This is a genomic window from Marinobacter lacisalsi (assembly GCF_042651045.1).
Classification (GTDB): domain Bacteria; phylum Pseudomonadota; class Gammaproteobacteria; order Pseudomonadales; family Oleiphilaceae; genus Marinobacter; species Marinobacter lacisalsi.
This window is the reverse complement of record NZ_JBHSDI010000058.1, coordinates 49,186-69,544: the sequence shown is the minus strand read 5'-3', so window position 1 is coordinate 69,544 and position 20,359 is coordinate 49,186. Positions and strand designations below refer to the sequence as shown.

At 60.6% G+C, this 20,359-nt stretch carries 18 protein-coding genes and 1 tRNA gene; 16 read left to right on the top strand and 3 right to left on the bottom strand.

Annotated elements, in window-relative coordinates; all coding sequences use genetic code 11:
* Positions 1 to 40: 40 nt before the first annotated feature.
* The 3 genes from dapC to map are packed head-to-tail and all read right to left on the bottom strand — an operon-like array spanning position 41 to position 4,650.
* Positions 41 to 1,234 (bottom strand): succinyldiaminopimelate transaminase, encoded by a 1,194-nt coding sequence (gene dapC / locus ACFOZ5_RS16215; protein ID WP_379889197.1) that lies wholly within the window; start codon positions 1,232 to 1,234, stop codon positions 41 to 43.
* Positions 1,231 to 3,879: a [protein-PII] uridylyltransferase gene (locus tag ACFOZ5_RS16210; protein ID WP_379889195.1), complete on the bottom strand. Its 2,649-nt coding sequence runs from the start codon at positions 3,877 to 3,879 to the stop codon at positions 1,231 to 1,233. Before ACFOZ5_RS16210 ends, dapC begins: the two co-directional genes overlap by 4 nt.
* Positions 3,880 to 4,650, bottom strand: a complete 771-nt coding sequence (gene map, locus ACFOZ5_RS16205; protein ID WP_379889193.1) for a type I methionyl aminopeptidase — start codon at positions 4,648 to 4,650, stop codon at positions 3,880 to 3,882. It abuts the gene before it with no gap.
* Positions 4,651 to 4,965: 315 nt separating this feature from the next.
* Here map and rpsB point away from each other — a divergent pair, with 315 nt between their 5' ends.
* From rpsB to ACFOZ5_RS16125, 16 genes are all read left to right on the top strand, one after another.
* Positions 4,966 to 5,718: a 30S ribosomal protein S2 gene (gene rpsB / locus ACFOZ5_RS16200; protein ID WP_379889191.1), complete on the top strand. Its 753-nt coding sequence runs from the start codon at positions 4,966 to 4,968 to the stop codon at positions 5,716 to 5,718.
* Positions 5,719 to 5,873: 155 nt separating this feature from the next.
* Entirely contained in the window at positions 5,874 to 6,743 is an 870-nt protein-coding gene (gene tsf / locus ACFOZ5_RS16195) for a translation elongation factor Ts (RefSeq protein ID WP_379889189.1), read from the top strand.
* 357 nt (positions 6,744 to 7,100) lie between these two features.
* Positions 7,101 to 7,829 (top strand): UMP kinase, encoded by a 729-nt coding sequence (gene pyrH / locus ACFOZ5_RS16190; protein ID WP_379889187.1) that lies wholly within the window; start codon positions 7,101 to 7,103, stop codon positions 7,827 to 7,829.
* 77 nt (positions 7,830 to 7,906) lie between these two features.
* Positions 7,907 to 8,464, top strand: coding sequence for a ribosome recycling factor (frr, locus tag ACFOZ5_RS16185; RefSeq protein WP_379889185.1), 558 nt, complete (start codon positions 7,907 to 7,909; stop codon positions 8,462 to 8,464).
* Between the two features lie 38 nt (positions 8,465 to 8,502).
* A complete protein-coding gene (gene uppS / locus ACFOZ5_RS16180) occupies positions 8,503 to 9,276 on the top strand; it encodes a polyprenyl diphosphate synthase (protein ID WP_379889183.1) in 774 nt (257 codons plus the stop codon).
* Between the two features lie 55 nt (positions 9,277 to 9,331).
* Positions 9,332 to 10,174 carry a phosphatidate cytidylyltransferase gene (locus ACFOZ5_RS16175; protein ID WP_379889181.1) on the top strand — a complete coding sequence of 281 codons (843 nt, stop codon included), beginning with the start codon at positions 9,332 to 9,334 and terminating at the stop codon, positions 10,172 to 10,174.
* Positions 10,174 to 11,382 carry a 1-deoxy-D-xylulose-5-phosphate reductoisomerase gene (ispC, locus tag ACFOZ5_RS16170; protein WP_379889179.1) on the top strand — a complete coding sequence of 403 codons (1,209 nt, stop codon included), beginning with the start codon at positions 10,174 to 10,176 and terminating at the stop codon, positions 11,380 to 11,382. The genes ACFOZ5_RS16175 and ispC overlap by 1 nt, the downstream gene beginning before the upstream one ends.
* A gap of 42 nt (positions 11,383 to 11,424) precedes the next feature.
* Positions 11,425 to 12,774 (top strand): RIP metalloprotease RseP, encoded by a 1,350-nt coding sequence (gene rseP, locus ACFOZ5_RS16165; RefSeq protein ID WP_379889177.1) that lies wholly within the window; start codon positions 11,425 to 11,427, stop codon positions 12,772 to 12,774.
* Between the two features lie 44 nt (positions 12,775 to 12,818).
* A complete protein-coding gene (gene bamA, locus ACFOZ5_RS16160) occupies positions 12,819 to 15,140 on the top strand; it encodes an outer membrane protein assembly factor BamA (protein ID WP_379889175.1) in 2,322 nt (773 codons plus the stop codon).
* Between the two features lie 182 nt (positions 15,141 to 15,322).
* Entirely contained in the window at positions 15,323 to 15,796 is a 474-nt protein-coding gene (locus ACFOZ5_RS16155; protein WP_379889234.1) for an OmpH family outer membrane protein, read from the top strand.
* A 1-nt stretch (position 15,797) separates the two neighbouring features.
* Positions 15,798 to 16,823 (top strand): UDP-3-O-(3-hydroxymyristoyl)glucosamine N-acyltransferase, encoded by a 1,026-nt coding sequence (gene lpxD / locus ACFOZ5_RS16150; protein ID WP_379889173.1) that lies wholly within the window; start codon positions 15,798 to 15,800, stop codon positions 16,821 to 16,823.
* 12 nt (positions 16,824 to 16,835) lie between these two features.
* Positions 16,836 to 17,273: a 3-hydroxyacyl-ACP dehydratase FabZ gene (fabZ, locus tag ACFOZ5_RS16145; protein WP_379889171.1), complete on the top strand. Its 438-nt coding sequence runs from the start codon at positions 16,836 to 16,838 to the stop codon at positions 17,271 to 17,273.
* A complete protein-coding gene (lpxA, locus tag ACFOZ5_RS16140) occupies positions 17,273 to 18,064 on the top strand; it encodes an acyl-ACP--UDP-N-acetylglucosamine O-acyltransferase (RefSeq protein ID WP_379889169.1) in 792 nt (263 codons plus the stop codon). Before fabZ ends, lpxA begins: the two co-directional genes overlap by 1 nt.
* Positions 18,065 to 18,108: 44 nt before the next feature.
* Complete coding sequence (gene lpxB, locus ACFOZ5_RS16135; protein ID WP_379889232.1) at positions 18,109 to 19,278, top strand: lipid-A-disaccharide synthase; 1,170 nt, start codon at positions 18,109 to 18,111, stop codon at positions 19,276 to 19,278.
* A complete protein-coding gene (rnhB, locus tag ACFOZ5_RS16130) occupies positions 19,268 to 19,969 on the top strand; it encodes a ribonuclease HII (protein ID WP_379889167.1) in 702 nt (233 codons plus the stop codon). Before lpxB ends, rnhB begins: the two co-directional genes overlap by 11 nt.
* Before the next feature lie 112 nt (positions 19,970 to 20,081).
* Positions 20,082 to 20,158: transfer RNA gene (locus tag ACFOZ5_RS16125), tRNA-Met, on the top strand.
* Positions 20,159 to 20,359: the final 201 nt, after the last annotated feature.

The window sequence follows — 20,359 nt, the reverse complement described above, 5'->3', positions numbered from 1 at the left end:
GCCGGAAAATGGCTGGTAGTTAGTATCGCAACTGTTCGTCTTATCGCTGCAGAAAGCGCACAATCCGCTCCGCCGCTTCCACGCATTCCTCCAGCGGTGCCACCAGCGCCATGCGCACGCGATTCTCGCCGGGGTTGTAGCCGTCGATGGTGCGGGACAGGTAGCGGCCGGGCAGCACGTGCACGTTCTGCTGGGCGGACAGGTCGCGGGCGAAGGTTTCGTCGCTCATGGGTGTTTCTGGCCACAGGTAAAACCCGGCATCCGGGAAGTCCACCTTCATGGCTTGCTGCAGGATCGGCACCACGGCGTTGAACTTGGCCCGGTAGGCGGCCCGGTTTTCCTTCACATGGTCCTCATCCTGCCAGGCGGCAATACTGGCCAGCTGGTTGTGGATGGGCATGGCGCAGCCGTGATAGGTGCGGTACCGCAGGTATTCCTTGAGAATGCGGGCGTCGCCGGCGACAAAGCCCGAACGCAGGCCCGGCAGGTTGCTGCGCTTGGACAGGCTGTGGAAGACCACGCAGCGGGCGTAGTCGTCGCGCCCCAGGGCCGCGCAGGTTTGCAGCAGGCCTTCCGGCGGGTTGGCCTCATCCGGGTAGAGTTCCGAGTAGCACTCGTCGGAGGCAATGATGAAGTCATGCCGATCCGCCAGTGCAATCACCTTTTTCAGGGTGTCCCGGGGGATGACCGCGCCACTGGGGTTGCCCGGTGAGCACAGGAAGAGGATCTGGCATTCCTTCCAGACGCTCTCGGGTACGGCCTCAAAATCCGGGATAAAGCCGTTGCCGGCGTCGCAAGGCAGGTAACGGGGTGTAGCCCCGGCCAGCAGGGCGGCGCCCTCGTATATCTGGTAGAAAGGGTTGGGGCTGACCACGGTGGCTGGCCGGGTGTTGTCCACAGCAGCCTGCACAAACGAAAAGATGCCTTCCCGGGTGCCGTTGACCGGTACCACGTTGCCATCGGCCTTGAGCGAGCCGGGGTTCAGGCCGAAGCGCCTTGTGGCCCAATCGGCAATCGCCTGACGGAGCTCCGGCAGGCCGCCGGTTGTCGGGTAGTTGGCCAGCTTGTCGAGGTTGTCCGCGATCACCTGTTTGACGAACTCCGGCGACGGGTGCTTGGGCTCACCGATGCCGAGTGAGATGGCCGCCAGGTGTTCCGGCGGTACCACATCGGCTTTCAGCCGGGCCAGTTTCTCAAAGGGATAGGGGTGCAGTCGGGACAGGTTGGGATTCATTGGGTGTTATCCAGCATGGTGCGCAGGTCTTCCTGAAGGGCCTGGCAGACCTCCGGGTCGCGGATGGGCCAGCCGTGTTCGTCGGTCACAAAGAACGCATCTTCCACGCGTTCGCCGAGGGTTGCGATCTTGGCATTGGTGAGGCGTACCCGGTGTTCCAGCAGTACCCGGCCAACCCGGGCCAGCAGCCCCGGCCGGTCAGGGGTGATGACTTCAATAACCGTGCGCTGGTTGAAGGTGTCGTTGGACAGGGTGACTTCCGTGGGAAACGAGAAGTGCTTCAGCTGGCGTGGGGTGCGCCGCTGGATGATTTCCGGGTAGTCATCCGGGTCGTCCAGTTCCTCCACCAGCCGCTTGCGAACCCGTTCTTTCCTGGCCGGGTCCTTGCCCAGGGGCTGCCCCTGTTCGTCCAGCACCACGTAGGAGCTGATGGACCAGGGGCCCTTGCTGGCCACGCTGATGCGGGCGTCGACGATGTTCAGGTTCAGCTGCTCCAGCACGGCGGTGGTGGCGGCAAACAGGGCTACCCGGTCCTTTACGTAGATCACGATATGGGAGTAGCCATCGGTCGGCCCGCCCCGGGTATCGCGGATCAGCACCAGGGGGTCCGGATGCTTGCCATGGCGGATAATGGCGGCGGTCTGCCAGGCGATGTCCACGGTGGAGTCCTGGAGGAAATATTCCTCGTCCAGGGTGTCCCAGATGGTATCGATCTGTTCATCGTCCATGCCCTGCGCATTGAGGATGTCCCGGGCCTCCGCCTGGGTGGCCTTGACCCAGTCAGCCCGGTTGAAGGGCGTCTCTGTGCCCCGGCGCAGGGCCCGCTTGGTCTCCACGTACAACTGGCGCAACAGCGAGGCCCGCCAGGTATTCCATAGCTTCGGATTGGTGGCGTTGATGTCGCAGGCGGTCAGTACGTACAGGTAGTCCAGGTGCACCTGGCTGGGCACGGCGCGGGCAAACTCGTTGATAATGTCCGGGTCGGAGATGTCCTTGCGCTGGGCGGTCATCGACATCAACAGATGGTTTTCCACCAGCCAGCTGATGAGCTGGGTATCTCGCTCGCTCAGGTGATGGCGTTTGCAGAAGGCTTCGGCGTCTTCCGCACCCAGCTCGGAGTGGTCGCCGCCGCGGCCCTTGGCCACATCATGGTACAGGCCAGCCAGGTAGAGCACCTCCGGCTTGGGCAGTTGATGCACCAGGCGTGAGGCCAGGGGGAACTCCGTGCGGCTCTCCGGGTTGTTCAGTCGCACCATGTTACGGATTACCCGCAGGGTATGGGTGTCTACCGTGAAGATGTGGAACAGGTCGTACTGCATCTGGCCGATGATCTGGCCGAATTCCGGCAAGTAGCGCCCCAGCACGTTGTACTTCTTCATGTGGGCAAGGGTTTCGTCCAGCGGATGCGGGGTCTTGACCAGCTCCATGAACAGGGAGGTGACCGCCAGGTCGTTGCGGAACTGGTCATCGATCAGGTGGCGGTGGGCCCGCAGGGCGCGGATGGTAGATGCCCGGATGCCCTTGATGGACGGGTGCTGGGCCATCAGCAGGAAGATTTCCATGATCGCGTAGGGCGCGTAGGCGAATACCTGGGTGTTGATGGCCTCGATATACTGGTCGCGTATCTGGAAGCGCCGGTTCAGGGGCTGAATCTTCGCTTCCTGGTCGCGCTGAAGAATGGCCTCGTCGTAGTACTGCAGGATGACATCGGTGAGCTCAGCCAGGGCCAGTACCGTGCGGTAATAGGCCTGCATCATCTGCTCGACGCCCAGGTGGCGCCCCTCGTCCCGGTAACCGAGCATGTCCGCCAGGGCCCGCTGGTGGTCGAACAGCAGGCGATTCTCGTTGCGGTCGGCGATCAGCTGCAGGCCATAACGAAGCCGCCAGAGAAAGTCCTCCCCCTGCAGCAGGATGTCATGCTCTTCCTGGGTGAGGATGCTGAAGTGGGTCAGGTCGGCGATGCTGTCGAGCCCGAAGTGCCGCTTGGTGATCCAGCCGATGTTCTGGATATCCCGCAGGCCGCCCGGGGCGCCCTTGATGTTCGGTTCCAGGTTGTATTCGGTGTCGCCGTACTTCTGGTGCCGTTTGAGTTGTTCCTCGCGCTTGGCGATGAAGTAATTGCGGTCGCTGCTTATCTCGTCGGAGTATACCGCCCGGCTCAGGTCAATCCGCAGCCCCTCCGGGCCCGCGATGATCCGGGTCTCCAGCAGGTTGGTGAGGATGGTGACGTCGTCACGGGCAGCCTGCTTCGATTCCTCCAGGCTGCGCACGCTGTGGCCGATGTCGAGTTTCAGGTCCCACAGCAGGGTAACAAAGCCGCCAAGGTCTTCGTGCCAGGCATCCTCGATGCCGTTGCGGGTGAGGATCAGCAGGTCAATGTCCGAGTGGGGGTGGAGTTCGCCCCGTCCGTATCCGCCGACCGCCAGCAGTGCAATGTCATCGGACTGTGCGAAGTCGTAGCGATTCCAGATTTCCCGCAGTACCAGGTCGACCGTGTCCGCCCGGGACTTGACCAGGTCGCGCACGTTCGCACCATTGCGGAAGGCCTCCGCGTCGGCCTCGTAGGCTTGCTTGAGCAGCTCCCTTGCCGCCTTCACCGGCGAAGGGGCATGGGCGATCTGGTCGGCGAACGCGGCGGTGTCCACTCAGAATGACTCTTCTTGGCGTCTGGTCAGTACCTCATGGCCGTCGGCGGTTACCAGGATGGTGTGTTCCCACTGGGCGGACAGCTTGTGGTCCTTGGTGACGGCGGTCCAGCCATCGCCCAGCACCTTGGTCTGGTACTTGCCCTGGTTGATCATCGGTTCGATGGTGAAGATCATGCCTTCCTTCAGTTCCATGCCGGTACCGGGCCGGCCGTAATGCATCACCTGGGGCTCTTCGTGGAAGACCTTGCCAATGCCGTGGCCGCAGAAGTCACGAACCACCGAGTAGCGATGCTTTTCGGCATGCTCCTGGATGACGTGGCCGATGTCGCCGAGGCGGGCGCCGGGTTTGACCAGTTCGATGCCCTTGTACATGCATTCCTGGGTAATCCGGATCAGGCGCTCGGAGCCCGGCTTGGGTTTGCCGACGACCCACATCTTGCTGGTGTCACCATGGTAGCCGTCCTTGATCACGGTAACGTCGATATTCATGATGTCGCCGTCCTTGAGCACCTTCTTCTCGGAAGGAATGCCGTGGCAGACCACATGGTTGATGGAGGTGCAGATGGACTTGGGGAATCCCTTGTAGTTCAGGGGCGCCGGAATGGCTTTCTGCTCGTTGACGATATAGTCATGGCAGATCCGGTCGAGTTCCTCGGTGGTGATGCCGGGCTTGATGTGGGCGTCGATCATTTCCAGCACTTCAGCCGCCAGGCGACCTGCCACGCGCATCTTCTCGATTTCTTCCGGAGTCTTGATGGTTACAGTCATTGGAATTCCTGGTAAATGAATGGCGTCGCCCCGGACGTATACCGCCGTCCCGTACCAAGTGATTGCCGGGCGAAAGGGCTATTTTAAGGGGCTGGCTGAACAGGTACAAGGAAGCGGTAAAAGCTGGCGCCCGTGGCTGGTTTTATGGTATAAACGCGCCGCCGAAAAGCGAACTGTCCATCTGGATCGGTTCGCCGGCAAATTCACACACGCGTCAGCACGTTGTTCCAGGGTGCCTGTTTATGGCCAGAAGGCCGCTCAGGTTGGATCAATCGGACGCGTGGAGGACTAACCCGAAGCTACAAGGTAATTATCATGGCTCAGGTAAATATGCGTGACCTGCTCAAGGCAGGTGCTCACTTCGGTCACCAGACCCGTTACTGGAACCCGAAAATGTCGAAGTTCATCTTCGGCGCCCGCAACAAGATTCATATCATCAACCTGGAACAGACCGTTCCCGCCATGAATGACGCACTGACGTTCATTCAGCAACTGGCAGGGAGCAAGAACAAGATCCTGTTCGTCGGCACCAAGCGCGCCGCCGCCAAGATCATCAAGGAAGAAGCCAGCCGTGCCAACCAGCCGTACGTTAACCATCGCTGGCTCGGTGGCATGCTGACCAACTACAAGACCATCCGTCAGTCGATCCGTCGCTACCGTGATCTGGACACCCAGAGCCAGGACGGCACCTTTGACAAGCTGACCAAGAAAGAAGCGCTGGACCGTACCCGCGAGATGGACCGCCTGGAGCGTTCTATCGGTGGTATCAAGGACATGGGCGGCCTGCCGGACGCCATGTTCGTGATCGACGTGGACCACGAGCGTATCGCCATCAAGGAAGCCAACAAGCTGGGCATTCCCGTTATTGGTGTTGTCGATACCAACAGCGATCCGGACGGCGTTGACTACGTGATTCCGGGTAACGATGACGCCATCCGCGCCATCCAGATCTACGTGAAGGCCGTTGCGGATACCTGCATCGAAGCAGCCCAGGCTGGCGGCTCTGCTGACGAGTTCGTTGAAGTCAGCGAAGAAGCGGCTGCCGGCGAGGCACCTGCGGCCGAGTAACGCTGCTGGTCACACGCCTATCACGTTGACCCGTTTGAATAGGGGGCGAGGGTAACCCCGCCTCCTTTTTACGGGGTTCAACCGCAGGTCACTGAATTCTACCGCCGGGCCCTGTATGCAGGCCCGGCCGGTTATAACTGTTAAGAGGATTGAACATGGCTGCTATTACCGCTGCAATGGTCAAGGAGCTCCGTGAGCGCACTGGCCTTGGCATGATGGAATGCAAGAAGGCTCTGGTGGAAGCTGACGGCAGTGTCGACGCTGCAATCGAAGAGCTGCGCAAGTCTTCCGGCCTCAAGGCTGCCAAGAAAGCCGGCCGTACCGCTGCCGAAGGCGCCGCACTGATTCGCATCTCCGACGACAACACCGTTGCCTATATCCTGGAAGTAAACTCCGAGACCGACTTCGTGGCTCGTGACGACAACTTCCTGGGCTTTGCCAACGACGTGCTGGATGTGGCTTTCGAGAAGGGCGAGGCTGACGTCGCCAAGCTGATGGAAGGCGATCTGGAAGCCAAGCGTGAAGCGCTGGTCCAGAAGATCGGCGAGAACATCACCGTGCGTCGCATCGTTCGCGTTGAAGGTCCGGTTGTGGGTGGCTACGTCCACAGCAACAACAAGATCGCTTCCGTTGTTGCCATCACCGCCGGTGACGTTGAAGTGGCCCGTGATGTGGCCATGCACGCCGCTGCCCAGAATCCCCGCGTAGGCAAGCCGGAAGACATGCCCGCCGAGGAAGTCGAGAAGGAAAAGGAAATCATCAAGGCCCAGCCGGATATGGAAGGCAAGCCTGCCGAAATCGTCGAGAAGATGATGGGTGGTCGCATCAAGAAGTTCCTTAAGGAAAACAGCCTTGTTGAACAGCCTTTCGTCAAGAACCCGGACCAGACCGTGGCCGAGCTGCTGAAAGAAAACGGCGGCGAGCTGGTTGGTTTCGTGCGTCTGGAAGTGGGCGAAGGCATCGAAAAGGAAGAAGTGGATTTCGCTGCCGAGGTGGCTGCCGCTGCCGGCACCGGCAAGGCCTGAGTCTGCTATTCCCCGGGGTGGCCCTGTCGCCCCGGTGGAGTTCTCCTCCAGGGCGCCTGCTTGCAGGCCTTGCGGAGAGCTCCCTTAGTCTGCCACGCCAGTGCGGGTTCGCCCGTGCTGCCGTGGCGGGCTTGTATCTGAGATGCCCCTTTTTTGCGACAGAGGAGCATGTCAGATACAAGCCCATCGGGGAACCGCGTATAGCCTGCCAGCGTTCCATGGGGCAGGGTGTTGCCGGGTTTTCCCGTAAGAGAGCCAGGCAGGTGCCCGGCTCCGGATTAACAGGAGGGTGTCGCGAAAGCGTTATGTCCGAACGCAACCGCTTTCACGTCATCCTCGACAGACGAGGGGAATAGCATGCCAACATCTTCCAAGACCCAGCCCAGATACAAGCGCGTTCTGCTAAAGCTTAGCGGCGAGGCCCTGATGGGCGAGCATGAATTCGGCATTGATCCCAAGGTACTGGACCGTATGGCGCTGGAGATTGGCGCGTTGATCGGTATCGGGGTGCAAGTCGGGCTGGTGATTGGGGGTGGCAACCTGTTCCGGGGAGCGGCGCTCAACGAGGCCGGCATGGACCGGGTCACCGGGGATCACATGGGTATGTTGGCCACGGTCATGAACGGCCTGGCCATGAGGGATGCCCTGGAACGTTCCAACATTCGTACCCGTGTTATGTCGGCAATCCCCATGAGTGGTATCGTGGAGCATTATGACCGTCGTCGGGCCGTGCGTGACCTGAAGGACGGCGATGTGGTGATTTTCTGCGCCGGCACCGGTAACCCCTTCTTTACGACCGACTCTGCTGCCTGCCTGCGCGGCATCGAAATCGAGGCGGACGCCGTACTCAAGGCGACCAAGGTGGATGGGGTATACTCGGCCGATCCGATGACGGATTCGTCGGCGGTGAAATACGACCGCCTGACCTATGATGAAGTACTGGACAAGAAGCTGGGCGTCATGGATCTGACCGCCATCTGTCTGGCAAGGGACCATGGCATGCCACTGCGGGTGTTCAACATGAACGAGGCCGGTGTGCTGACCCGCATCGTTACCGGCGAGCCGGCGGGCACTCTGGTCGAGTAAATCCGGCGGACAACGAATTCACGCCCGCCCCGGTGCAAGGGGCGGGCAGAGACATTGAGAAAAGCGAGGATGCTGAAGTGATTGACGACATCAAAGCCGATGCTGAAAAGCACATGAAGAAGAGCCTTGACGCCCTGTCGGCTTCGTTCAACAAGATTCGTACCGGCCGTGCCCATCCGGCCATCCTGGACAGTGTGCACGTGAATTATTACGGCCAGGATACGCCGCTCAAGCAGGTGGCCAGCGTTAATGTCGAGGACAACCGCACCCTGACCATTTCCCCGTGGGAAAAGCAGCTGATTCCCACCATCGAGAAGGCCATCATGGCGTCGGATCTGGGGCTGAATCCCGCCACCAGCGGCGACCTTATCCGGGTGCCCATGCCGATGCTGACGGAAGAGACCCGTCGTGAAATGGTCAAGCAGGCGAAAGCGGACGCCGAGCACGCCCGGGTATCCATCCGCAACGCTCGCCGTGACGCCAACAACGATCTGAAAGACCTCGAGAAAGAGAAGGAAATCACCGAGGACGACCAGCGCCGTGGTGAGGACGAGATCCAGAAGCTGACCGACCGCTATATCGCTGACGTTGATAAGACGCTGAAAGCCAAGGAAGACGATCTGATGGCGATCTGATCGCCGGTCGGAACACCCTGCGGGTATTAGGGGATTGCATGACGGATAAAGTAACGGCGGATATTCCGGTGGAAGCCGGCAAGGTTCCGCGTCATGTCGCCATTATCATGGACGGCAATAACCGCTGGGCGCGGGCCCGGCGGCTTAATGGTGTCGCCGGCCACAAGGCTGGCGTGAATTCGGTAAGGTCCGTAGTGGAAACCTGTGCTAGGGAAGGGGTGGAGGTGCTCACCCTGTTCGCCTTCTCCAGCGAGAACTGGCGGCGCCCCGAGGACGAGGTATCGGCCCTGATGAGGCTCTTCCTGTTCGCGCTGGAGCGCGAAGTGAAGAAGCTGCACAAGAACAATATCCGTCTGCGCATTATTGGTGACCGCAGCGCGTTCAGCCCCCTGCTGCAGGAGCACATGGCCCGGGCGGAGGAAATGACCAGCGAGAACACCCTGATGACCCTGGTGATTGCGGCTAACTATGGCGGTCACTGGGACATCGCCCAGGCCACCCGCCAGGTGGCGGCAAGGGTCGCCGCTGGTGAGCTGACACCGTCGGACATTACCGAAGACGTGATTCAGCAGTACCTGAGCATCGGCGACCTGCCCATGCCTGACCTGATGATCCGCACGGCGGGGGAGCAGCGCATCAGCAATTTCCTGCTGTGGCATCTGGCCTATACTGAGTTCTACTTTTCCGAGGTGTACTGGCCGGATTTCCGGGCAGATGAAATGCGTAAGGCCCTGTCGGCCTATTCGCAACGAAAGCGCCGGTTTGGCCAGACAGACGATCAGGTGGATCGGCGGCTGGCTGCTCAGCATTAACAGCTCAACAGAAGAACAATAACAATTCCGAGCTTACCAAAGAGCGAATAGCGACGTGCTCAAAACCCGAATTCTCACGGCGCTGATCCTGGCGCCCATCGCCATTATCGGCATTTTCTTCCTGCCGCCACTGGGGTTTGCAATCTTTACCGGCGTGGCCATCTGTCTGGGCGCCTGGGAATGGGCAAACATGGCGGGGTACAGCTCTGACCCGGCCCGCTTCGGCTACGCCGCGTTGGTGGCCGTAGTGCTGGCGGGCGTTTACCAGGTACCCACGCTCATCCTGCTCTGGCTGGGCGTGATCTGGTGGGTTCTGGCGCTGCTGATGGTTCGCAGTTATCCCGCCGGAACCCCGGTCTGGGGCAGTTCCGCGGTGCGGGCGGTGATGGGTCTGCTGGTACTGGTGCCGGCCTGGGTTGGCCTTAATCACCTGCGCAACGGTACCCTGTTGTTTGGCGATGTTGACAATGGTCTGGTGGCTATTCTCTACGTATTCCTGGTGGTCTGGGTGGCGGATATTGGAGCCTATTTCGCGGGCCGCGCCTTCGGGCGCGCCAAACTGGCGCCACGAGTCAGCCCTGGCAAGTCCTGGGCCGGTGTATGGGGTGGGCTGGCGGCCGTTGGCCTGCTGGCGGTGGTGGCCGGTTTGATGGCCAGGGCCACATTGGCTGACACGGTTGTTCTGTTGCTGGCCAGTATGCTGGTGGCGGGCATTTCGGTCGTTGGCGACCTGGTGGAGAGCATGCTCAAGCGTTTTCGGGGAATCAAGGACAGCAGCCAGCTATTGCCCGGCCATGGTGGCATCATGGACCGCATCGACAGCCTCACCGCTGCCATTCCGGTTTTCGCACTGGTGATCACTCTCCTCGGTTGGCTATCGATGGGGGCGGTTCTGTGATGTCTGGTGTCCCCGTGCGCACGCTCTCCATTCTTGGCGCTACCGGTTCCATCGGATTGAACACCCTTGATGTGGTGCGCCGGCACCCGGACCGTTTCCGCGTGTACGCACTCACAGCTGCCACCAAAGTGGCCGAAATGGAGCGCCTGTGCCGGGAGTTCCGGCCAGCGGTGGCGGTTATGGCCGATGCTGATTCGGCCGCTCAGCTGAACGATGCGTTGAGTGACCTGGCGGAGGTGGAAGTCCTCTCCGGCGAGCAGGGCCTGGCACAGGTCGCCTCCGCCGAGGCAGTGGATACCGTTATGGCGGCCATTGTCGGCGCCGCCGGACTGGCACCCACCCTGGCAGCGGTGGAAGCCGGCAAGCGTGTGCTGCTGGCCAACAAGGAAGCCCTGGTCATGTCCGGCAAGCTGTTCATGGACGCGGTGGTCCGGTCCGGGGCCGAACTGTTGCCCATCGACTCGGAACACAATGCCATTTTCCAGTGCCTGCCTGCGGACCGTATCCGAGACCTGCCGGGTGCCGGCGTGCGTCGTATCCTGCTGACCGCCTCCGGGGGCCCGTTCCGCACCCATTCGCTGGAAATGCTGCGGGAGGTGACGCCGGCCCAGGCCTGCAAGCATCCCAACTGGTCCATGGGTCAGAAGATTTCGGTGGATTCCGCCACCCTGATGAACAAGGGGCTGGAGCTCATCGAGGCCTGCTGGCTGTTCAATACCACGCCCGACCAGATCGAGGTTCACGTGCACCCGGAGAGTATTATCCACTCCATGGTGGAATACGTGGACGGTTCGGTGCTGGCACAGCTGGGCAGCCCTGACATGCGCACCCCGATCGCCAACGGCATGGCGTGGCCGGAGCGGGTGGAATCCGGGGCGGAGCCGCTGGATCTGTTCGCCCTCGGTCGCTTCCATTTCGAGCGGCCTGACACCGGGCGCTTTCCGTGCCTGAGGCTGGCCGCCGAGGCATTCCGGGCGGGAGGCACGGCGCCGGCTATTCTGAACGCCGCCAACGAACAGGCGGTATCGGCCTTTCTCGCCGGGGAGCTTTGCTTTGCCGATATCCCGGTTATCATAGAGCAGACACTGGCATCGGTATCGGTGCAGGCAGCGGACAGCTTTGACGGTATCATGGCGGCAGATGCCGTGGCCCGGACCAGCGCCCGGGCAGAGATTGACCGTCTTGCCCGGCGTTCTCTGGCAACCTGATGTCACGCTGATCAACCCAAGGCCGGATGAGACACTTATCGCATGCTAGATATTCTCCAGACAGTACTGGCCCTGATTGTCACCCTGGGTATCCTGGTGACCATCCACGAGTATGGGCATTTCTGGGTCGCCCGCCGTTGTGGCGTTCGGGTGTTGCGTTTCTCGGTAGGCTTCGGCAATCCGATTTTCTCCCGCTATGACCGTCACGGCACCGAATTCGCCATAGCCGCTATTCCTCTCGGTGGCTACGTCAAGATGCTGGACGAGCGCGAAGGGCCTGTACCGGAAGAACAGCGCCACGAAGCCTTTACCTCCAAGCCACCGGGCCAGCGCATTGCCATCGCCGCCGCCGGCCCCGTCGCCAATTTCATGTTTGCCATTGCCGCCTACTGGCTGCTGAGTGTGGTCGGCTTCACCACAGTGGCACCGATAACCGGCGACATCACTGAGGGTTCCATTGCGGATGCCATGGGGCTTCGCTCGGGCATGGAAATCCACCAGGTGGATGGTCGCGACGTGACGTCCTGGCGCGACATCAACATGCGCCTGCTGGAGCGTGCCGGTGAGGACAGCAGCATTTCCCTGACGGTGAGTGACGGTCAGGGCCGTCGCACCCTGAACGCGGAGCTGGGCGGCTGGCAGCTGCCGGATGAGAACCCCAGTCCCCTTAGCCAGTTCGGGCTGACACCATTACGGCCCGACGTACCGGCCGTGATCGGCGAAGTGGTACCTGGCGGCCAGGCACAAGCCGGTGGCCTGGAGGCGGGCGACCGGGTGGTCGCCGTGGACGGTGAGCCCATCGCCGACTGGTATGAACTGGTTGAGCGTATCCAGCAGTCGCCAGGCAAGACCCAGCAGTGGCTGGTGGAGCGTTCCGGTGAGCAACAGACTCTGGACATAACCCCGGCAACCCGCACCGTAGACGGTACCGAGCAGGGCCATGTGGGCGCCGGTGTGGCCCAGGTCGACTGGCCTGAAAATATGCTGCGGGACGTGCGGTATGGCCCCGTGGCGGCCATACCCAACGCCTTTTCGGAAACCTGGTCTGATACCAGGTTGACCCTGGTCGCCATAAAAAAGATGATTACCGGTCTGTTGTCGCCGACCAACCTGAGCGGGCCGATCACCATCGCCCGTGTGGCAGAAGCCAGCGTCAGCTCCGGGTTTGAGGATTTTGTCCGTTTTCTGGCTTACCTGAGTGTGAGCCTGGGCATCCTGAATCTGTTGCCCATCCCCGTCCTGGACGGCGGGCACATCGTTTATTACGCCATCGAGGCCGTGCGCCGGCGCCCGCTGTCTGAACAGGTTCAGGCGCTTGGATTACGTATCGGTATGGCCATGATTCTGACATTAATGGTGTTTGCTCTTTACAACGACCTGATGCGGTTGTGAGAATTGCGAGCTCCTTACGCGCATTAAACAGGCGATTTAACTCAATGAGACGTTCTTTACTGGGTGCAGCTATTGGCCTCGTACTGGCAGGTATTGCCAGTCAACCGGCTTCGGCAGATGAATTTACGGTATCGGATATCGAGGTCGAGGGCCTGCAACGGGTATCGGCCGGCAATGTATTCTCTGCCTTTCCGGTGGGCATCGGCGAATCCCTGGATGAACAGGAACTGGCCGACGCCATCCGTAACCTGTTCAAGACCGGCCTGTTTACCGACATTGAAGCCTACCGGGACGAGGGCACCCTGATTCTGGCGGTCCGTGAGCGACCGGCCATTGCGTCCATTGATATCGAGGGCAACAAGAACATTGAAACCGATGCGCTGATGGATGCCCTGTCAGCTGCCGGCATGGAAGAAGGCCAGGTTTTCCGTCGGGCCACGCTGGAACGGCTGGAGCTGGAAATTCTCCGCTCCTACGTGGGCCAGGGCCGTTACAACGCCCGGGTCAAGGCGACGGCGGAGGAGCGGCCCCGCAACCGGGTAGCTGTGCGCCTGGATATTAACGAAGGCGATGTGGCAGCGATCCGCCATATCAATATTGTCGGCAATGAAGCGTTTTCCGATGAGGAACTGCTGGACCTGTTCGAGCTGCAAACCAGTGACTGGTGGAGCTCTCTGACCAGCAAGGACAAGTACGCCCGCGAACGACTCAGCGGTGATCTGGAAACCCTGCGTTCCCATTACCTGGACGAGGGCTATCTGGATTTCAACATCGAATCCAGCCAGGTGTCTATATCGCCGGACAAGCGTGACGTGTTTGTGGCGGTTTCGGTCACTGAGGGCAACCAGTACACCATCTCCGACATCAGCCTGCGGGGGGACCTGATTGTCCCGGAGGAGGAGCTGACGGAGCTGATCGATATCGAGCCGGGTGACACCCTGTCCCAGTCGGCCCTGACCGCCACTTCCGAACGCCTCTCCCGCCGTCTCGGCCGGGAGGGCTACACCTTTGCCAATGTAAACGCCATTCCCGAGTCAACCTCCGAGAACACTGCTGCGGTGACTTTCTATGTGGAGCCGGGTAATCGCACCTATGTCCGCCGCATCAACTTCGAGGGTAACGTCACCACCAAGGACGAAGTGTTGCGCCAGGAAATGACCCAGATGGAAGGTGGCGTAGCGTCCACGGACCGCATCGAGTTCTCCAAGACCCAGCTGGAGCGTCTCGGGTTCTTCCAGTCGGTATCGGTGGACACCACGCCGGTGCCAGGGTCTGACGACCTGGTGGACGTGACTTACACGGTGCAGGAGCAACCCACCGGTAGCCTGTCGGCCTCTATCGGGTTTTCCCAGGTGTCCGGGGTGATCCTGGGTGCGAATATTTCCGAGAAGAACTTCTTTGGTACGGGCAAGCGCGTATCCATCGGCGCAAACTTCAGCGAATCCATCAAGAGCGCCAACTTTTCCTACGAAGATCCCTATTACACCGTTGACGGGGTCAGCCGCGGCTTCAGCCTGTTTGCACGGGAAACCGACTTCGAGGAGCAGGACATCTCCTCCTACCTGCTGGACGAATACGGCGGTCGCCTGACCTTCGGTTATCCCATTGACCGCTTCACCCGCCTCAACTTCGGGGTTGGCTATACGCTGTCCAAGATCAAGGCAGGCTCCTACACCGCAGACGAGGTGCTGGAGTTCATCGATGATGAAGGCGACAGTTTCGGTAACTATTTCCTGACAGGGTCCTGGCGCCGCAGTACCCTGAACCGTGGTGTACTGCCCACCGACGGTTACAGTCACAGTCTGTCTGCGGATGTCGCGGTGCCGGGTAGCGACCTGACGTTCTACAAGCTGCGCTACAAGGGCGACAGCTTCTGGCCCCTGAACGAGGATGAAACCTGGATTGTCCGCACCCGGGGCGAGCTGGGTTACGGTGATGGATACGGTGATCGGTCCCAGATGCCGTTCTACGAGCATTTCTATGCTGGTGGCTATGGTTCTGTAAGGGGTTACCGGGCAAACTCCCTGGGTAACCGGGAGCTTACCAACAACCCGAATGATAGCGATGACGACGATCCGTTCGGCGGCAACGTGCTTACAGAGGGCACCCTGGAGTTGATTGTGCCCACACCGTTTGCAGGTGATACCCGCAGTATGCGGACGTCAGTCTTCCTGGACGCAGGCCAGGTTTTCGACACCACCCGGGGCTTCGACCCCGATCTCGGGGAAATCCGCACCTCCGTGGGTATTGGCTTCCAGTGGATAACCGTGGTCGGGCCGCTGGCGTTCAGCCTGGCTCAGCCTCTTACCGACCAGAGCGGTGATGAGACCCAGGTCTTCCAGTTCTCCCTGGGGCAAAGCTTCTGACATGGTGAAAGCATAGTAACGAACTCAACAACCAACATAGTAACCGGGTGGCCAACGCCATCACAGCCGGGGCACGGGCATTCTGATACAACAGAGCCGGTGTCCGGTGTTAACAAGGAGACAATACAATGGTGGGTTTGACGAAAACCGTAAAGGGCTTGTTCAGTGCGCGTGTGCTGGCCATGGTATCTGTCTTGCTGTTTGCTGTGCCGGCAACGGCAGAAACCCGCATTGGCGTGGTTGACCTGCGCCAGGCACTGTTTTCATCCAACGATGCCAAGGCCTTCAGCGATCAGCTGCAGCAGGATTTCGCCGGCACCGAGGAAGAGGTCCGCAAGGTTCAGCAGGAAGCGCGTACCCTGCAGGAACGTCTGCAGAAGGACGGCGCCATGATGAATGAGAGTGAGCGGCAGCAGCTGAAGGCGGAGTTCCAGGCCAAAGCCCAGGAATTTGCCCAGAAGAAGCAGCAGCTGGACCAGACGCTCAACAGCCGCAAGCAGACCTTCCTGGAGGAGGCGCGTCCGGAAGTGGATGCGGCCGTGAAGGAACTGATGGAAGAGCACAACCTTGATATCATTCTTCCCTCGGAGACCGTGGTCTATGTCAAGCCGGAACTGAACCTGACCGAAGAACTGCTGGAAAAGCTGAACCAGTAACATGGCCACCAACTGCTTGACACTGGCAGAGATCGCTGGCGTGCTTGGCGCACGGCTCAGGGGCAATCCCGACCTTGAAGTGACCGGGCTGGCCACGCTGGAAGCGGCGGGCCCCGGCCAGCTCAGCTTTCTTGCCAACCCCGCCTATAGCCGCTATCTGGAAACCACCCGTGCCGGCGCGGTGCTGGTGTCCCCGGCCATGGCGGATAAGGTTCAGGGCAATGCCCTGTTGCTGGACGACCCCTACCTTGGCTATGCCCGCATCAGCCACCGTTTTGATACCTCCCCGGACCCCGGGGCGGGTGTGCATGCCACCGCCGTGATCGATCCTTCCGTGCAGGTTCCCGAGAGCGCCAGCATCGGCCCTTACGTGGTCATTGAAGCTGGCGTCAGCCTGGGCGAACGGGTCGTTATCGGCGCTCATGGCTTTATCGGAGCCAATAGCGTGTTGGGGGATGACTGCCTGCTGCGGCCCAGGGTCACCCTTGCCCACGGGGTTGTCATGGGCAAGCGCTGCCATATCCTCAGTGGGGCCGTCATTGGCTCGGATGGTTTCGGGTTTGCGGTGCACAAGGGCGAGTGGAATCGTATCGCCCAGATTGGCGGCGTTACCCTGGGAGATGATGTTGAAGTTGGCGCCAACAGCGCCATAGACCGTGGCGCGCTGGAAGACACCCGGCTGGGAAATGGCGTCAAGATCGACAACCTGGTGCAGATAGCCCACAACGTACAGATCGGCGACCACAGCGCCATGGCCGGCAAGGTGGGTATTGCCGGCAGTACCCGCATCGGCCGCCATTGCATGTTTGGCGGTGCGTCGGGTGTCAGTGGTCATCTGACTATCGCAGATGGGGTGCAGGTCACGGGAATGACCCTGATCACCGGTGATATCCGGGAGCCGGGCGTGTATTCTTCGGGCACCGGACATATGAACAATCGCGAGTGGCGCAAAAGTGCCGCCCGCTTCAGGCAGCTGGATGCCATGGCGCGCCGGTTGAAAGAACTGGAAAAGAAAATTGAGGGCTGAGGCCAGAACCCGATGATGCAAATTAACGAAATAATGGATTTCCTGCCACACCGATACCCCTTCCTTCTGGTGGATCGGATTGTTGAGGTTGAAAAGGGCGTATCGATCACCGGTTACAAGAATGTGACCATTAACGAACCCTTCTTCACCGGCCACTTTCCTGGCAAGCCGATCATGCCCGGTGTGCTGATAATCGAAGCCATGGCCCAGGTCTCTGGCATACTGGGCTATGTGACAGCAGGGCGCTCCGCTGCTGACGGATCCATCCACCTGCTGGCGGGTTCCAACAAGGCCCGTTTCAAGCGGCCAGTCGTACCCGGAGACCAGCTTCGACTTGAATCCCGGCTGCTTTCGAATAAACATGGTATATGGAAGTTCGACTGCCGTGCGCTGGTCGACGGTGAGGTCGTCTGCGTGGCTGAAATCATGTCCGCCGAGAGAGATGCTTGATGACCGATAAGAACTGGACCGGTGTCCATCCCCAGGCTATTGTCGACCCGTCCGCCAGGCTGGCGGACGGCGTTACCGTGGGGCCATGGAGTTACATCGGACCGGAGGTCGAGATCGGTGAGGGCACTGAGGTGCTCTCCCATGTTGTGGTCAAGGGCCCCACGGTTATTGGTCGCAATAACCGTATCTTCCAGTTTGCCAGTGTCGGCGAAGCCTGCCAGGACAAGAAGTACGCCGGTGAACCGACCACACTGGTCATCGGCGATAACAACGTTATCCGCGAGAACTGCACCATTCACCGGGGTACGATACAGGATCGGGGTGAAACCCGTATCGGTAACGACAACCTGCTGATGGCTTATGTGCATGTGGCCCACGACTGTGTGATCGGCAACGACACCATCCTCGCCAACTGCGCAACCCTGGCGGGCCATGTCCATATCGGCGACTACGCCATACTGGGTGGCGGCACCATGGTGCACCAGTTCTGCAACATTGGCGCCCACAGCATGAGTGGCGGTGGCAGCATCGTGCTCAAGGACATCCCGGCCTATGTCATGGCCAGTGGTCAGTCCGCCAGCCCCCATGGCATCAATGTGGAAGGCCTGCGCCGGCGCGGCTTCGCGAAGGATGTACTTACCGAGCTGCGCCGGGCCTACAAGGTGATCTACCGGCAGGGCCTGACGACCAGCCAGGCACTGGCCGAGCTGCAGAAAACCTGGCCGGAGCTGGCGGAAATGCAGCCGCTGATCGAGTCCCTGCGCATCGCGGAACGAGGCATCGTGCGGTAGTGATCCCGGGTCAACCCGACAGTGCCGTCGTCGAGTGCACTGGTATCGTCAGCCGCAAGCCGGTCACCTTCGCCATGGTGGCCGGCGAAGCCTCCGGTGATATTCTCGGCGCCGGCCTGATCCGCTCCCTCCGTAAACGTTATCCCAACGCCCGTTTTGTGGGTATCGGGGGTGAGGAAATGATCGCTGAAGGCTTTCATTCACTGATCCCCATGGAGCGCCTGTCGGTCATGGGCCTGGTGGAAGTGCTGGGGCGGTTGCGGGAGCTGTTCGCCATTCGTGCCCGCCTGATGGATTATCTGCTGACCACACCACCGGACGTGGTCATCGGCATCGACGCCCCGGATTTCACCCTGGGTGTCGAAGAGCGGTGTCGCAAGGCCGGTATCCCCAGCGTTCACTATGTCAGCCCATCGGTCTGGGCCTGGCGCCAGAAGCGCATTATCCGGATTGCCCGATCTGTCGACCTGATGTTGACGTTGTTGCCCTTTGAGGCAAAGTTTTATGAAGATCACGGGGTACCCGTGTCGTTTGTGGGGCATCCACTGGCCGACCTGGTGCCCATGGTGACCGATACCGCCGGTGCCCGTGACAAGCTGGGCCTGGTGCAGGACCGGCCTGTGCTGGCCATACTGCCCGGCAGTCGGGGAGGGGAGGTGGAACGCCTCGGTGGCCTTTTCCTGGAGACTGCCCGCCTGCTGCAGGCGGTTCATCCGGATCTTCAATTGGTGGTGCCCTGTGTCAATCGTGAGCGGGAGGTCCAGGTCAGGGCTCTGGCCGATGCGCTGGAGGTCAGGCTGCCGCTTACGGTAGTACGCGGTCGCTCCCGCGAAGTGATGGCCGCATCGGACGTGGTCCTGCTGGCGTCGGGCACCGCTACCCTGGAAGCCATGCTGCTGAAGAAGCCTATGGTGGTGGGCTACCGCCTCAACAACCTGACCTATGCCCTGGTGTCCAGGCTGGTAAAGGTATCCTGGGCGTCCCTGCCCAACCTGCTGGCCGGCAGAGAGCTGGTGCCGGAACTGCTGCAGGATAATGCCACGCCGGAACGCCTTGCGGAGGCGGTGCTGGAACGACTGGACAACCCGGAAGAACGGGAACGACTGAAGCTGGCGTTTACCGAGTTGCATGAGCAGTTACGCCGTAATGCCGATGAGCGGGCCGCCGAAGCCGTCAGCGAGCTGATCCAGAGAGGCACAACCTATGGCCGGTAAAATCACCCTTCCACCGTTCGAGTGTCACTATCAGGGCTGGAAGCTGGCGGGGGTGGACGAAGTGGGTCGTGGGCCTCTGGCCGGCCCGGTAGTGACTGCCGCCGTCATTCTGGACCCGCAGCGCCCCATCGAAGGGCTGGCCGATTCCAAACGGTTAACGGAAAAGCGCCGCGAACGGCTATACGACGAAATCATCGAAAAGGCCGCCGCCTGGAGCCTGGGCCGCTGCGAGGCAGACGAAATCGACCGGCTCAATATCTATCAGGCCACACTCCTGGCCATGGAGCGGGCCGTGGCGGGGCTGGCCATTGCACCGGAATACGTGCTGGTGGATGGCAACCGCTGCCCGCGCTGGCACTGGCCCTCCGAGCCCGTTATCAAGGGCGACGGGCGGGTAGCTGCCATCAGCGCGGCTTCGATCCTGGCGAAGGTGACCCGCGACCGGGAGATGGTCGCCTTTGAGGAAACCTACCCTGGCTATGGTCTGGGCGGCCATAAAGGCTACCCCACGCCGGTCCATGTGGCGGCCCTGAACCAGCAGGGCGTGACGCCGATCCATCGTCGTTCCTTCCGCCCGGTGCAGGAGGCCCTGGCCCTGGCCGGAGAGTGGCAGGCTCCGGGAGCCGGGGTGGGTGAAAGCACCTATGATGATTTGCACTGGCCGGAGGATCTTTTTGAAAATACCCGTTGACAGCTTGGCATCGAATCCTTAATATACGCACCACGTTGAAGGGAGCAAGAAAGCAAAAACGCTTCCAAAACAAAAAGTTAACCAGAACTTTTTGTTGCAACAAACAGTTTGATGCGGGGTGGAGCAGTCTGGTAGCTCGTCGGGCTCATAACCCGAAGGTCGTAGGTTCGAATCCTGCCCCCGCTACCATATTGAAATAAGCCGGTCACTGACCGGCTTTTTTCGTTTTGGGAGGGGGCATTGTGAGTCGCCACTTTCTATGGGCACTACGTGCCGTAAAGCTGGCGCCGCGGAAGCTCAGCCGCTTCCGCTCCCCGCTACCATATTAAGAAAAGCCAGCTTGTAGCTGGCTTTTCTTGTTTCGGGAGGGGGCATTTTGAGTCAGCACCT

What these genes read in the sequence shown, in the direction of transcription:
- map (WP_379889193.1), bottom strand. Translation starts at nt 4,650, where the DNA reads ATGACTGTAACCATCAAGACTCCGGAAGAAATCGAGAAGATGCGCGTG.
- lpxA (WP_379889169.1), top strand. Translation starts at nt 17,273, where the DNA reads ATGACCGATAAGAACTGGACCGGTGTCCATCCCCAGGCTATTGTCGAC.
- tsf (WP_379889189.1), top strand. Translation starts at nt 5,874, where the DNA reads ATGGCTGCTATTACCGCTGCAATGGTCAAGGAGCTCCGTGAGCGCACT.
- rnhB (WP_379889167.1), top strand. Translation starts at nt 19,268, where the DNA reads ATGGCCGGTAAAATCACCCTTCCACCGTTCGAGTGTCACTATCAGGGC.
- ispC (WP_379889179.1), top strand. Translation starts at nt 10,174, where the DNA reads ATGTCTGGTGTCCCCGTGCGCACGCTCTCCATTCTTGGCGCTACCGGT.
- bamA (WP_379889175.1), top strand. Translation starts at nt 12,819, where the DNA reads ATGAGACGTTCTTTACTGGGTGCAGCTATTGGCCTCGTACTGGCAGGT.
- dapC (WP_379889197.1), bottom strand. Translation starts at nt 1,234, where the DNA reads ATGAATCCCAACCTGTCCCGACTGCACCCCTATCCCTTTGAGAAACTG.
- pyrH (WP_379889187.1), top strand. Translation starts at nt 7,101, where the DNA reads ATGCCAACATCTTCCAAGACCCAGCCCAGATACAAGCGCGTTCTGCTA.
- rseP (WP_379889177.1), top strand. Translation starts at nt 11,425, where the DNA reads ATGCTAGATATTCTCCAGACAGTACTGGCCCTGATTGTCACCCTGGGT.
- ACFOZ5_RS16155 (WP_379889234.1), top strand. Translation starts at nt 15,323, where the DNA reads ATGGTATCTGTCTTGCTGTTTGCTGTGCCGGCAACGGCAGAAACCCGC.
- uppS (WP_379889183.1), top strand. Translation starts at nt 8,503, where the DNA reads ATGACGGATAAAGTAACGGCGGATATTCCGGTGGAAGCCGGCAAGGTT.
- rpsB (WP_379889191.1), top strand. Translation starts at nt 4,966, where the DNA reads ATGGCTCAGGTAAATATGCGTGACCTGCTCAAGGCAGGTGCTCACTTC.
- fabZ (WP_379889171.1), top strand. Translation starts at nt 16,836, where the DNA reads ATGATGCAAATTAACGAAATAATGGATTTCCTGCCACACCGATACCCC.
- lpxD (WP_379889173.1), top strand. Translation starts at nt 15,798, where the DNA reads ATGGCCACCAACTGCTTGACACTGGCAGAGATCGCTGGCGTGCTTGGC.